Source organism: Actinopolymorpha singaporensis (assembly GCF_900104745.1).
In the GTDB taxonomy this organism is placed as follows: domain Bacteria; phylum Actinomycetota; class Actinomycetes; order Propionibacteriales; family Actinopolymorphaceae; genus Actinopolymorpha; species Actinopolymorpha singaporensis.
In genome coordinates this window covers 3,508,111-3,521,075 of the sequence record NZ_LT629732.1, presented here as the reverse complement: position 1 = coordinate 3,521,075, position 12,965 = coordinate 3,508,111, and the positions used below count along the sequence as shown (strand labels likewise).

General features: G+C 69.1%; 14 protein-coding genes. 7 read left to right on the top strand and 7 right to left on the bottom strand.

Translation table 11 applies throughout. The annotated features are described in order from the left end of the window. Nucleotides 1-7 precede the first annotated feature (7 nt). Nucleotides 8-670, bottom strand: coding sequence for a hypothetical protein (locus BLU27_RS16095; RefSeq protein WP_092654511.1), 663 nt, complete (start codon nucleotides 668-670; stop codon nucleotides 8-10). A gap of 393 nt (nucleotides 671-1,063) precedes the next feature. Between BLU27_RS16095 and BLU27_RS16090 the strand changes: the two genes are divergently transcribed. Both BLU27_RS16090 and BLU27_RS16085 read left to right on the top strand, forming a co-directional pair. Continuing rightward, nucleotides 1,064-1,702, top strand: coding sequence for a HemK2/MTQ2 family protein methyltransferase (locus BLU27_RS16090; RefSeq protein WP_206744617.1), 639 nt, complete (start codon nucleotides 1,064-1,066; stop codon nucleotides 1,700-1,702). A gap of 40 nt (nucleotides 1,703-1,742) precedes the next feature. Continuing rightward, a complete protein-coding gene (locus tag BLU27_RS16085) occupies nucleotides 1,743-1,973 on the top strand; it encodes a CDGSH iron-sulfur domain-containing protein (RefSeq protein ID WP_092654510.1) in 231 nt (76 codons plus the stop codon). Nucleotides 1,974-2,044: 71 nt separating this feature from the next. Here the strand turns inward: BLU27_RS16085 and BLU27_RS16080 are convergent, their stop codons facing one another. Continuing rightward, nucleotides 2,045-3,133 (bottom strand): iron-containing redox enzyme family protein, encoded by a 1,089-nt coding sequence (locus tag BLU27_RS16080; protein ID WP_172804964.1) that lies wholly within the window; start codon nucleotides 3,131-3,133, stop codon nucleotides 2,045-2,047. 9 nt (nucleotides 3,134-3,142) lie between these two features. Next, entirely contained in the window at nucleotides 3,143-4,282 is a 1,140-nt protein-coding gene (locus tag BLU27_RS16075) for a carboxylate-amine ligase (RefSeq protein WP_092654509.1), read from the bottom strand. Between the two features lie 302 nt (nucleotides 4,283-4,584). Here BLU27_RS16075 and BLU27_RS16070 point away from each other — a divergent pair, with 302 nt between their 5' ends. Continuing rightward, nucleotides 4,585-4,911, top strand: coding sequence for a plasmid stabilization protein (locus BLU27_RS16070; RefSeq protein WP_092657783.1), 327 nt, complete (start codon nucleotides 4,585-4,587; stop codon nucleotides 4,909-4,911). Nucleotides 4,912-4,973: 62 nt separating this feature from the next. On the opposite strand, the gene BLU27_RS16065 is transcribed toward BLU27_RS16070, so the two are convergent. Continuing rightward, entirely contained in the window at nucleotides 4,974-5,480 is a 507-nt protein-coding gene (locus BLU27_RS16065; protein ID WP_092654508.1) for a GNAT family N-acetyltransferase, read from the bottom strand. A gap of 168 nt (nucleotides 5,481-5,648) precedes the next feature. Between BLU27_RS16065 and BLU27_RS16060 the strand changes: the two genes are divergently transcribed. After that, nucleotides 5,649-6,287: a TetR/AcrR family transcriptional regulator gene (locus BLU27_RS16060; RefSeq protein WP_241827456.1), complete on the top strand. Its 639-nt coding sequence runs from the start codon at nucleotides 5,649-5,651 to the stop codon at nucleotides 6,285-6,287. Nucleotides 6,288-6,306: 19 nt separating this feature from the next. Further along, nucleotides 6,307-7,212, top strand: coding sequence for a carboxymuconolactone decarboxylase family protein (locus tag BLU27_RS16055; RefSeq protein ID WP_092654507.1), 906 nt, complete (start codon nucleotides 6,307-6,309; stop codon nucleotides 7,210-7,212). A gap of 61 nt (nucleotides 7,213-7,273) precedes the next feature. On the opposite strand, the gene BLU27_RS16050 is transcribed toward BLU27_RS16055, so the two are convergent. Then, nucleotides 7,274-8,164: a phosphotransferase family protein gene (locus BLU27_RS16050; protein ID WP_092654506.1), complete on the bottom strand. Its 891-nt coding sequence runs from the start codon at nucleotides 8,162-8,164 to the stop codon at nucleotides 7,274-7,276. A gap of 104 nt (nucleotides 8,165-8,268) precedes the next feature. On the opposite strand from BLU27_RS16050, the gene BLU27_RS16045 reads away from it, so the two are divergent. Then, the gene (locus BLU27_RS16045; protein WP_197681453.1) at nucleotides 8,269-9,054 is read left to right on the top strand and encodes an aminoglycoside 3'-phosphotransferase; all 786 of its coding nucleotides are present in this window, start codon (nucleotides 8,269-8,271) and stop codon (nucleotides 9,052-9,054) included. Nucleotides 9,055-9,129: 75 nt separating this feature from the next. Here the strand turns inward: BLU27_RS16045 and BLU27_RS16040 are convergent, their stop codons facing one another. Then, on the bottom strand, nucleotides 9,130-9,489 hold the full coding sequence (locus BLU27_RS16040) for an alpha/beta hydrolase (protein ID WP_197681452.1): 360 nt from the start codon (nucleotides 9,487-9,489) through the stop codon (nucleotides 9,130-9,132). A gap of 154 nt (nucleotides 9,490-9,643) precedes the next feature. Further along, nucleotides 9,644-10,321: a hypothetical protein gene (locus BLU27_RS16035; RefSeq protein WP_092654503.1), complete on the bottom strand. Its 678-nt coding sequence runs from the start codon at nucleotides 10,319-10,321 to the stop codon at nucleotides 9,644-9,646. Between the two features lie 221 nt (nucleotides 10,322-10,542). Here BLU27_RS16035 and BLU27_RS16030 point away from each other — a divergent pair, with 221 nt between their 5' ends. After that, the gene (locus BLU27_RS16030; protein ID WP_092654502.1) at nucleotides 10,543-12,861 is read left to right on the top strand and encodes a DUF4838 domain-containing protein; all 2,319 of its coding nucleotides are present in this window, start codon (nucleotides 10,543-10,545) and stop codon (nucleotides 12,859-12,861) included. Nucleotides 12,862-12,965: the final 104 nt, after the last annotated feature.

Below are 12,965 nucleotides of genomic sequence, written 5' to 3'. Positions count from 1 at the left end.
GCGCCCGTCAGTTCACGGCTGCGACCTTGAGTGCGGTCGTACGCCCGAACTCCCGTGCACCATCGGTGTTCGCGTCACACCGGGTGGCGATGGTACTGCCGTCGGCGGGCACGGTGATGATCGCGAACATGTCCGCCCGTCCGAAGCCCGGGTCCTTGGCGTCGTACATGAAGGTGTCGCCCTCCCCGACCACGAGCGTGCTGTCGTTCACCACGAACAGGCAGGTGTTGTTCGTTCCGCTCTCGGTGTCTCCCACCACCTCGATCGGCGACCACACGAGGTACGTGCCTGCCGGCAGACCGGTCAGCGTGACCACCACGGTGGGCCCGTGGATGGGAACGGAACCACCCGAGGTGGCCGTGAAGGCGTGGCCGGAGCCTTCCGGTCCCGCCGGGCCCCGAGGTCCCTGCGGCCCTTGGGGTCCCTGGGGTCCCGTCCGACTCCAGTCGAGGGCGGTCTCACTCGGCCCGCACGAGTCGCCGGCGGACGGGTCGATGACCCGGAGGCTGCCCTGGGTGGTCCTGAAGCAACCGTGGATGGTGCCGTCCGCGTCGGGGATCACGGCTGGGATGGCGGCGTAGGCGGCGGCGCCGAGGCCGGCGAGCAGGACGGCTGCGGTGACCACGGTGACCCGGCCGAGCCACCGTCTGCGCATGAGCATGGCGAACATCTGACTGACTCCTGTTCGGCGGAGAACCGGCGCGACCTGACCAACTTCCCCGAGCCGGCGGCATTCCAGTCCGTGAGATGTCGCGAACGCCGAAAAGACCTACGAAGAGCGGGTTGGGCCCGGGCATAGTCCGCGAGCGGTCCTACTCATACCGGGCCGACACGGGGGTAGCTGAACCGCAGGCAAACGGGCGTTCCGGCGGACAGGCTCACGTTGACCGACCGCAGGGAGGGCGTCCGCGCTCACGGCCGAAGGACGGTGTCGGAGATCCTCGATCGCACAACTGAGCGGCCGTGGCGAAAGCCCGTCGCACAAAACGACGGGCGTGGTAGGTCTGGGGTGCGCCCCGTCCCCCAGACCGCGATCCCACGCTCGGAGGACGCCATCCGTTTCGTGAGACTTCCGGGCGTCTACAGGCCGCAGGACGACACTCGGCTGCTCGCCCAGGCCCTTCGCGGGGAAGACCTTTCCACCAAGCCACACGTACTCGACCTCTGCACCGGAACCGGTGCACTCGCCGTCCTGGCCGCCAGGCTGGGAGCGGGCAGTGTCACCGCCGTCGACGTCAGTCGGCGGGCGGTGTGGTCTGCCCGGGCAAACGCCTGGAGCCGAAGGCTCCCGGTCCGGGTACGTCGCGGCCGACTGGTCGACCCCGTCCGAGGTGAGCGCTTCGGCCTGGTGCTGGCGAATCCGCCGTACGTCCCGTATGCCGCGTCACCGGTGATCGCGCAACGTTCCGGGGCCTGGGACGCGGGTCTCGACGGACGGGACCATCTGGACAGGCTGTGCGCGACTGTGGCGGAGGTGCTCGAACCCGGCGGAACGCTCCTGCTGGTCCAGTCCTCGATGTGCGGGAACAACCGGACGTGCGAACGCCTGGCGTCGGCCGGGATCGAGGCCGAGGTCAGCATCCGCTCGGTGGTCCCGTTCGGCCCGGTCATGACCGAGCGAGCATCCTGGCTGGAGGACCAGGGGTACATCCTGCCCGGCCAACGCGAGGAGGAACTGGTCGTGATCCGTGGCACCCGCTGAGCGAAGCCACGAGCGATGCCGGAGGGGTCGACCCGGGCGGGTGGTCCGCATCGTCCCGTCCGGCCCGATCCTGATCGAGGGGCCGGTCGAACTCGTCCACGACGGTGAGACCGTCAGATCGGACCGGTTCATCGTGGCGGTGTGCACCTGCCGGCGCAGCCACACCTACCCGCTGTGCGACACGAGCCACCGGCGACGGATCCGGACGGCGCGGGACGAGCCGGACGACGACGCGGACGACGAGGACGACGAGGCGGGCGACGACGCCTGAGTAGGCGGCCTGTACGAACGCCTGAGATCGGCGTTGCCGCGCCGTCGGAGCTGCCCCCCGGAGGCCCATCCTCAGACCTGTACGGGATCGCGCAGGGCCGACCTGCCGGCCCGCCACGCCCGCAGAGCCTCCGCCGCCACGGCCTCCTCCAGGAAGTCGGTGGCGTCGATGCCGAAGATCACGTCGTCGGTGAGTTCGGGCTCGCGCGTGATCAGGTCGGCCACGACGTCGTGGCGCATGACCTGCTCGTGAACGGCGTCGGCTTCGACGTGCTCGTCGTAGAAGAAGCGGCAGGCGTCGGGCGTACCCAGTCGGTCCATCGCCTGGGTGATCCGCCGGGCACTCGGCGGCGTGGTGATCTCCGCCGCAGCGAAGTGCCCGACCAACGCTCCGCGCAGGGACCTGTGCAGGCCGAGCATTGACATGAGGTTGACCACCGCCAGCATCGCGGAGGGTGTGCGGTCGAGGTAGTGGCCGTACCGGGAGTCGAGCCCGAGGCCCTCCATGAGATCGGCGAACAACCGCGAGTGCGCGCGGTCTGCGTGCCCGGCGCCGAACTCGTCGAACTCCACCGCCACCAGCGCCGCCTTGGCCACGCCCTCCAGTCGCGGGATCACCCACGCGTGCGGGTCGGCCTCCTTGAGGTGGTAGGCCGAACGCATCGCGATGTGTTCGCGCAGGTGCGACAGTTCGCCGTCCTTGCGGAGGAAGTGTGAGATGCCGTCCGCGTCCACCGGCTCGACCAGTAGCGGTTCGAGCGCGTCGTCGACGTCGGTGTGGCGTACGGCGTCGCGCCGGAGGGCGGCCAGGAAGACCGACTCGAGCTGGTTGCGCAGGCCCAGCAGCGTCGGGTCCCACTCCCAGGCCGCGTCGACGCCGCCGAAGGACCGGTAGTGCAGCTCGTAGCAGGTGTAGAGCGCGAGCTGGAGATCGTCACCGTAGGGGTCTGCGCCGTACGGATCTGCGCCGGCGACGTCCGCCGCGGCCAGGGCAGCTGCCGGCTGGGCTCCGGACCGCGCCGGGCTGGAGCCGGCCGGCGAGCCGGGGCCGGACGGTGAACCGGGGCCGGACGGTGAACCGGCGGTCAGGGCGTCGACCACGGCGGCGGACAGGGGCCCGCGCGGCCGGGGTAGCGACGGGGCGGAGGCGGAACGATTCACGGGTCTCGCCTACCCGGGCGCGTCAGCGGCAAACGGAGGCGGCGGAGCGGTCCTCGCCGTCTGGGTGACGAGCATGTCCACCACCGCACGGGGCTCCTTGGTCTGGTCGTACGTCGCCCGCTGCCGGGCCGCGCTGGTACCCGCCGCCAGGAGGTGGCGCACATACCTGTGTACGAAGGGGAGATCGCCGGTCTCCGCCAGGGCGGGGCGTACGCGGAGCAGCAACTGGTGCAGCAACTCCTTCGTCGGGACCTGCCTGCCCAGTACGGGATCCACGGCCGGGCCGGCCAAGCCGTGGCGCGCCGCACTCCACACCGCGGCCGCCCCCACCTGGTCGTGGACCACCGGCGCGGCTCTGCCGGACGCCAGGTCTGCCCGCGCGGTGCGGACGAGTGCCCGGGTCAGGGCCGCCTGCAACAGCGCGTCCTCGACGGTTGCTGCCGCGTCCGCGGCCCGCACCTCCAATGTGGCGTAGCGGGACGAGGGCCTGGCCAGCCAGAACGTCATGTCGGGGTCGACGAGCACTCCACAGTCGACCAGCCTCGCCACCTCGCGGTCGTACGCCGTCGCCGAAGTGAAGTACGGCGGGATGCCCGAGCCCGGAAAGCGTGCCTGCGTGACCATTCGCCAGCTGTCGTAACCGGTGTCGCGACCTTCTGTCAACGCGGAGTTGGCGGAGAGTGCCAGCAGGGTCGGAAGCCACGGCCGTAGGTGATTGAGCACGGCGACCGCGGTCTCCCGGTCGGGCAGGCCGATGTGGACATGGCAACCGCATGACTGGTAGGAGCCGACGATCTCGGCGTATCGCTGGTGGATCCGGCCGAAACGCTCGCCCGGGGTGAGAGGTGGCGGCCCGTCGGAGAGCACCGGGTGGCCGACCGAGACGATTCGGGCGTGGTGGGTCCTGGCCGCTCTGCCGAGAACGTCCCGGAGCACGCCGAGATGGTCTTCCACCGTTGACATCTCGGCGCAGATTCCGGTGGCGGCCTCGACCTGCGTTCGTACGAGCTCGGGCTGGAAACTGGCGCCCACCGGAACCCGCCCCGCCCGTGCGGTGTCGAGCACCTCCACCGCCAGCGGCACCGGAAGCCGCGACGACGGGTCGACCAGCAGGAACTCCTCCTCGACCCCGACCGTCTCGATGTCCACCTGCGCGAGCCTAACCGGATCCGACCAACGTTTTCGCCGACCGCAACTGCCGCAGCCCGTCGGGCCCTGGAACGCGCCGCCTGCAACGCTCCGGCCACCCGCCGTCGTGGAAGCCGGGGACCGGGGCTCATCGACGGTACGTGCCTGCTGACGGGACCCGCTCACCGTGGGTAGGACACAGGATCAGGCTGTCCGAAGTGTCGTCCGACGGAATCGAAAGTCCGGGATCGCCCAGGCCTTCGACAGAGCTAGCCTGAAAGGCGTCCCTCGTAATGTCGGGAGATCCGGACGGAGGCGTGATCATGCCTCGGCAGCAGTGGGGCAGCAAGCGCGAAAGACAGTACGAACACATCAAGAGCAGTCAGAAGCGCGAAGGGCGTTCGGAGGAGCGCGCGAAGGAGATCGCGGCGCGTACGGTGAACAAGGAACGAGCGCGTTCGGGGGAGGCCAAGCAGAAGAGTTCCACGTCGACGAAGGACACCTCCTCCGGTCGCCGTGGAGGGCTGCGGTCAGGGAGTGGGCCGGGTGGCCGCACGAAGGCCCAGCTGTACGCGGACGCGAAGCGGCAGGGTGTTCAGGGCCGGTCGCACATGAGCAAGGCCGAGCTCGAGAAGGCCGTCAGCCGCTGAGAAACGAAGGCGGGGCCGGCACGAGGAGCCGGCCGCGCCCCCGTTCTTGTCACAGGAGCTGCTCAGTGCCCCTGCAGTCGTGCCCGGCGGCGTTCGCGGAGTTCCTCCAGAGCGCGCCGACGGCTGCCGGGGTCATCGTGCGATGACAGCGGCAGTGCTTTGTACATCCCGCCTTTGCCGCGATAGCCGAGGCGTCGGTAGAACCCGACCGCCTCGTCAGCACCCAGGCCGATCCCGCGCACACCGAGCCTCGTCGCCTCCTGCTCGATGCGTTCGACAAGCCTGCGCCCGAGTCCTCTCCTCCGGTGTTCGGGGACGAGCGCGATGATCCGAAGAGTGACGTCACAGCCAGGGTCTGCTTCGCCTCCCCTGAAGGCGAGCGCGCCACCGACGAGCCGCCCCTCGTCCTCGACGACCAGCATCATCGAACGGTCCTGGGGGAACCGGCGAGCGAGGTCGGTGAAGTGACGGTCCTCGTGGGTGAGCGGCTTCGGGAACTGCGCCCCCATGACGTCGAAGGCCTCGACAAGCTCCAGCTCCGACTCGACCGGCCGGATCGCGTATGTCATGCGCGTGATCTATCACTCCCACCGAGCCCGGCGCACCGCATTATGTCCGCTTGTCGCCGCGGTCCTCGCTGGTCCGCGCGGTCAGGGCGGCAGCGCTTGATTCCTTACGGCTGTACGTGTGTATAGTCGGCTGTACGCACGTACAGTCGATCCTGTGGAGCGACTCCTGTGAGCCACGTCAGCCCCGATGCCGACGACCTGACCGCGAAGGCCCGGATCCGCGACGCGGCGATGCAGCACTTCGGCGAGCACGGCTTCGAGCGCGCGACCATCCGCGGCATCGCCGAGACGGCGGGCGTCTCGTTGGGCCTGGTGCGGCATCACTTCGGCTCGAAGCAGGCCTTGCGGGAGGCCTGCGACGCCCACCTCGCGCAGGTGATCCATCGCCTGAGCGACCAGGTGCACACCGGAGCCGAACCCGAGGGCGGCAGCTATGTCGCCGCGGCACGGATCGCGGGTGCTCACTATCAGGCGTACCTCGCACGCGCTCTCGTCGAGGGCGGCGCCGCGCCGGTGTTCGACGAGATGGTCGAACTCGGTACGCAGTGGCACGCCGACCTGGACCAGGCCCGGACGGACCAGCCGAGCGCCAGTCCCAGGGTTCGGGCCGCGGTGCACACCGCGATGGCGCTCTCCCTCACGATCCTGCACGAGCACGTGTCCCGCGCGATCGGCGTCGACGCACTGAGCCCCGAAGGCGACAGCGTCGTCGCCCGTGCCCTGATCGATCTGTACTCGCGCCCTCTGCTCGGCAAGGACGACGCCAAGAAGGCACTCGACGCCATCGAGCGGCACGAGAAACCCTGAGCTCACAAGGAGATCCGCCATGCCGTACGCCACCGCTCCACGGATCCGGCCACTGCCGATCGAGGAGATGGAGCCCGAACAACGCAAGCTGGCGAAGCTCGGCGCCGACACAGTCATCCAGGTGCTCGCACGCAACCCCGAGTTGACGGCAGCGTCCTCCGCCCTCGGTGCCTACCTGCTCGGCCAGGGCACACTGCACCCACGCATTCGCGAGCTCGCGATCCTCCGGGTGGCGATCGGTTGCGATGCGCCGTACGAATGGGCCAACCACGTGCCGGCCGCACTCGGCGCGGGCGCGACCGCTGACGAGATCAACGCCCTGTCCGATCCCGCCGCGGCATGGGCTCCCGAGGACGACGCGGTACTCCGGGCCGCCGACGAACTGTGCGCGGACGCCTTCGTCTCCGACGCGACCTGGACGGCGCTGGCAGCGACGCGGAACGACGCCGAGATTCTCGAGGTGCTCTTCCTCGTCGGGTACTACCGGATGATGGCCGGCTTCCTCAACTCGGCCGGCGTACCGGTGAAGCCCGGTCAACCCGCGCTGGGCGAACGAGTACTGCCACCGCAGGTCGTGAATACCCCCGTCGTCACCGACCGGCCGAGCAGCGGCAGGACGGGCGCGGACGGCCGCTGGAGCGTCACGTTCATCCATCCGGCCGGGAGCAAGGAGATCGTTCTGGATCTGAAGACGTCGGATGGCGCGGTCTCCGGGTCGATGTTCGACACTGTGCTCGGGGTGACCGCCCCGATCGTGTCGGGGACCGTGGACAGCGGCGGCCATCTGGAGTTCACCGCGCAGATGACCGAGCCGGCGAGGTTCGACCTCACCGTGAACGCCTCGATCGACGGTGACATGTTCACCGGGTCGGTGACGATCGCCGGCGGCGGGACGTTCCCCTTCTCCGGCACCCGCGTGGAGTAGAGATGCGGTGGCTCCGGAAGCGGGATGCCGGAGGGTGAACGACGTCCAGCCCGTGCGGTGGCTAGCCGAGGTTCGTCAAAGCCGTGCGCAGGAAGGCGTCACGCCGGTCCGTGGGCGCTCCGACGAGTTCGGTCGGGGTGTTGAGTGCGGCAACAGCGTCCCAGTACGCGACATCACGTGGTCTGATTCCGGACCTGCGTTCCCACCCTTCGAGGACGTGGGCAGGCGCGTCCGGGCCGAAGGTGATCGCGACCTGCTTGCGGAGTTCGCCCAGGTCGACTCCTGGCGCACCGACGCCCGCCGTCTTCCAGTCGATCAGCGTCACGATGTCGTCGCGTGTCCAGACGAGGTTGCCGGGCCAGACGTCACCGTGGACGAAGACGGGCTCGCCGGGCGGCAGCCCGTGCGCCGCGATCAGATCATCCGCTTCCCGCAGCAGCGGCGTTGTCGGCGTACGACCCGAGTGCCGGTCGGCGGCGAAGTCGTCCACAGCGATCGGCCTCGGTCGGAACGGGAGAGACTCGCACGGAGTCGACGCGACAGTGTGCACACGAGCCAGCGCGTCGCCGGCGCTACGTAGCCGTTCCACCGAAGGTGGCGACGACCACGCAGTGGTACCCGGGACGACGGTTTCGAGCGTGACCGGGACTCCGGCGGCTGCGCCTTCCAGATCCGTGGCGAGCAGCCGCGGAGCCGGCAGCCTGTGCTGTGCGGCCACCTCGAGCGCGGCTGCGCCGGTGACAACCCCGGCGGCATCGATCCGCGGCGTCGGAGCACGCAGGACCGCAGGCGTCGTACGACCGCCTTGGACGATGCTCAGCCGCCAGGGTCCTTGCTCATCGTGGAGTGCGCGGACCTCGACGATCCTTGCACCAGCGCCGGAGGCGGCGGCAGCCCAGGCCAGAACGTGTTCGGCCGGACCGTATCTCCTTGCAGGATTGGTTTCCCTCATGGTCGACTCTAGCCGGTCCGAGCTGATGCACACCCCGCCGGCTGCTGAGAGACTGTGCCATGGCTGACGTTCCTGTCACCCGACGGTGTCGGTACTCTCCGGCGGTGACCGCACCTCGCGTTCCCGACTCCGAGAGTCCTGCCCATCCCTCCACGGATCCTGATCACGGCGTCGACATCGTGGAGGTGCCGCCGGTGGTGGCAACGATCGCCGCGGGTGACCCGATTCGGCTGGTCTGGCGTAACGACCTCGGCGGCAGGACGTACCGCCTGGACCGTTCCGGCCACACGGAGTACGTCAAGTGGGCACCGGACCACCCCGAGATCGACCTCGAACAAGAGGCAAGGAAGCTCGCCTGGGCTGGTCGCTACACCGTCGTGCCGGAGGTACTGGGCCTCGGACGGGACACCGATCACTCAGCTTGGCTGCACACGCTGGGGATTCCAGCCATGCCGGCGGTCGCGCCGCGTTGGAAGGCCGACCCGCGGCGTGCCGCCCGTGCCATCGGAACCGGGCTTCGGATGTTCCATGAGCGGCTTCCGGTGTCGGAGTGTCCGTGGTCGTGGCGGATCCGCGACCGCTCCACCCGGATCAGGAATCCGGACGACATGGCGTTGCTCGACGTCGTGCCCGAGGAGGACCACCTGGTCGTCTGCCATGGCGACCCGTGTGTCCCCAACACCTTGATCGGTCCCGACGGCAACTGTGCCGGCCACGTCGACCTGGGCAGCCTCGGCGTCGCCGACCGTTGGGCCGATCTCGCCGTCGCCACCTACAGCCTGCCCTGGAACTACTCCCCCGCGTACGAGGACGAACTGCTGGACGCGTACGGCATCGAGCGCGACGGCGACCGAATCAGCTACTACCGCCGTCTGTGGGACGCGACCTGAGGCAGGTCAGGGCCAGGACCCGCTTGGCGACGGCTGCCGAGGAAGTGCGGTGGTGCTTGCTGCTCCCACTGTCGATCATCCTGACCTCTCCACCAACCGACGCAGTTCGGCGGTCTTCGTAGACGGCCCGCCGAAGAGCGCGTCCAGCACTTCCTCCTGCCAGTCTTCATGCGGCAATGTGAGGAAGTTGCTCGGGGCACAGCGCACGACCGCCGCCTGAACGGCGCTCGACCATCCAGGTGAGCCACACTCACCTTCCAGGTCCTCTCGCTCAGCCGTGGTCGCGGCCAACGCCGCAAGCTGCCCACCGGCGGAGTCGCCCCAGACCCCGATCCGATCCGGATCGACGCCGTAGTCGGATGCGTTCGCGCGAAGCCATCGGATCGCAGCCTTGACGTCGTGAATCTGCGCAGGGAACGGCGCCTGGCCACTCACCGGTAGCTCACGTTGGCGACGACGAAGCCGTGCACGGCAAGAAGTGGACTGTGCCATGGATAGAGGCCGTGCGACCGATGCCCATCACGCCAGCCTCCGCCGTGCAGATACGCGACCGCAGGTGCTCGCCTCGAACTCCTCACTGCCCGTGCTGTCACCTCAGCTCCTGAACAGCAGCCGTGGTGATGTCGCTGGCGAAGGTACGCAGGTGCGGGCGAGCCGCCGCGACCAGGTCGGCCAGCTCGATCACTCGATCCCGCGGCGAGAGATCGAGACGGGGATCAGCGCCCACCCGGTGGAATCCACGGGTCAGGCCGTCCTGCGCGACCTCCGGCCGGCCGCGGAGAACCTGCTTGATCGCGCCCAACGCGTTCATCAGCGCGCTCTCGTACGGACACCACTCGTCGCCCCGCGCGGACGGATCGTCACCTGCCGCAGGGTCGCACGCGACCGACGCCGCCCACACTTCCAGATCCAGGCGCCACAACAGCGGCAGGCCGGCGAAGCGGACGAACAGTCGCCGCAGGTAGGGCGAGCGCTGGTTGTCCGGATCAGACCGGAACGACACAAGGGGAGCGACGGACGCCAGCGCTGTGGACACGCAACCGAGCGCCTCACCGAACTGCTCGTCCGGCACCACCCAGCCAAGATCGATGTCGCTGTAGACGTCGGCGTCGCCGGCCGCGAGTGACCCGCGCAACTCGGCGGTGGAGCCTGGGATCGCCTCGGCAAGGATGGCGCGAATCCGGTCGGCGAACGCGAGTTGCTGACCTGGATCCCCACGAGCCTCGACGCCCCTGGGTCGGGCGAGTTCATCGTGACCTTCCTCCAATCAGCCCTCGCTCGACAGTAAAGTGCTCCCGGACGTCGAAGTGGATCAGCCGAAGCTTTGGCCTCGAATGGACACATCCACGAGTGTGACGTTTCCTTGACACTCCGCGATGTCCGCCCTAGCTTGTGGGCCGCGTTCAGAGTCGCCCGAATCACCAGCACCAGCAGGGTTCTTACTGGTTCCACCACCGGTTTCACTCGGCACGATCGCTGGAGACATCCATGAGCGGCAACGGTGATACGCGTGAGCCTCGACCCACCCGCAGGAGCGTCGTCGCGACCGGAGGGGCAGTCGCCGGTGCCGCTCTCGTCGGCGCGTCCGGACTCGCCTGGGCAGCCCCCGCCTCGGCGGCAGACAGACGGATCCGGCTCGCGGACAACGGTCACACGCCTTACCAGATCTACTGCGGGGCAGGCGAGGACTCCACGACCCGGCACGCGGCCGACGAGCTGGCCCACTACCTGAAGGCCATCACCTCGGCGACGTTTCCGGTCGTCGTGGCCGACGATCCGCCCGCCAACGCGGAGGTTCTGGTCGTCGGGCGGAAGAACCCTCTCCTACGTCGTTTCGGGAACCCCGACCCGACAGGTCTCGGCGAGGACGGGTTCGCCCTGCGTACGCGCGGGCGGACCGTTCTGGTCGCCGGCGCCAATCCCCGCGGAACGCTCTACGGGGTCTACTGGATCCTCGACCGTCTCCTCGGGGTGCGGTGGTTCTCAGCCGACTTCACGATCGTTCCCCGTGTCCGGACGCTGGATGTCCCCATCGCACGGCTGAACGGCGACCAGGTGCCGCGGTTCGCGTATCGCCAGATGTACGCAGGTGACGCCGCGGACCCCGCATACCGGCACCACAACCTGCTGAACGGCAACCGCGGTTGGGACGACGATGACATCCCCGCTGCGCTGGACACCTGGTCGACGTACTGGCCGGCAAAGCCCTTCGGCGGAACGTGGCGGGCGATGGTTCCGGACCAGACACTGTGGGCCGGCGGGCAGATCCTGGCCATGGACGAACGTACCCGCCAGATGGCGGCGGACAACCTTGTCGCCACGATCCGCAAGCGCATCGCCGACGGACTCGACCCCTCCAGCGGCTTCGACCAGCAGGACGCGGACTGGCAGCCCGACCCCGCCAGCAAGGCCTTCGTCGACCAGCACGGCGGCGCACTGTCGGCCGCCGTGGTGGATCTGGCCAACGACGTCGTGACCCGCGTACGGAAGAAGATCCCGCAGGCGCGCATCAGCACGCAGGCGTACTGGTTCAGCTTCGCTCCCCCGACCGGCATCAGGGTCGACGACGCCGTGGTGCTCACTGTCGCGCCGATCCAGGCGAACTTCGCGGACTCGCTGTTCGCCGACGACAACGCCGAGATCGGCCGGCAGATGCTGACCTGGTGCGGGCTCGCGAACAACATCGTCGTGTGGGACTACCTCATCGACTTCGCGTCGTACATCCAGCCGTTCCCCGACTACTGGGCGATGGCCGACGGAATCCGGGTGATGGCCGACCATCCGCAGATCCGGGGCTACTTCGGCGAGCACGCCTACAACGCGGTCGGGAGCGAGTTCGTCCACCTGCGCACCTGGGTGCTGGGACGGCTGCTCTGGGATCCGCACCAGGACGCGGACAAGCTGATCGGCGAGTTCCTGGACGGCTACTACGGCCCGGCAGCGACGCATGTGTACCGCTACATGCGGCTGCTCCGCCAGTCGGTCGAGGACACCGGCACCCGTCTCACCGTCAGCGCGTCACCGGCCTCGCCGTACCTCAACTTCGACACGATGGTGGCCGCCGACGACCTGATGGCCCAGGCAGAGGCGGCGGTGAGGGACAGCGCCGACCTGCGCAAGCACGTGCAGGCCGTACGCCTCGGCGTCGACTACGTGATCCTGCTGCGTGCGTCGGACTTCCAGCGAACCGCCCGCGATCGCGGCATCGACTGGGACCCGGACACCCGGAACCGTCTCGACCGCCTCGAGGAGGAGATCCGCGCCGCCGGGCTCACCAGGATCAGCGAAGGCGGCGGCACCCCGGAGGACCTGCTGCGCCAGCTGCGAATCGCCACCGCGCCGGCGACCCCGCCGGCAACCGTCGCGGGTCTTCCTCCTGAGGACTGGGCCGACTACCAGGAGCCGGCACTGCGGCTGTACGCGCCGGTCACCACCATCCTCGACGACACCGCCGCCTCCAACGGCTACACCGTGCAGATGCCGGGCAACCGGCCGGACTGGGGTGTCCAGCTCCCGCTCGACTCCCTACCGACCACCGGCTCCTGGAAGGTGTACGTCACCGTTCGCGCCGACACCGGATCGGCCGCTCCCGACGCGGCCGCGATGGTGGCGGGGGTGTACCCACCGTTCGGAAACGAACGGGCCATCAAGGTTTCGGAGGTGGCGGACGGCAAGTATCACGAGCTCGAACTGCCAGGCGTCTACCAGTACGACGCCGCCAATCCGAGGTACGTCTGGATCGCGCCGCCGAACTCGTCCGACGTCGCCTACGTCTACGTCGACCGCGTGTTCGTCGTCCGCGCGTAGGCGAACGGGACGGCAGCGATCCGCCGCCCAGCATCGTGTCGTCCAGTCACCAGACCGCGAGCCAGGAACGCGTCACCGAACTACGCGTACAGCTGGCCCGTGCG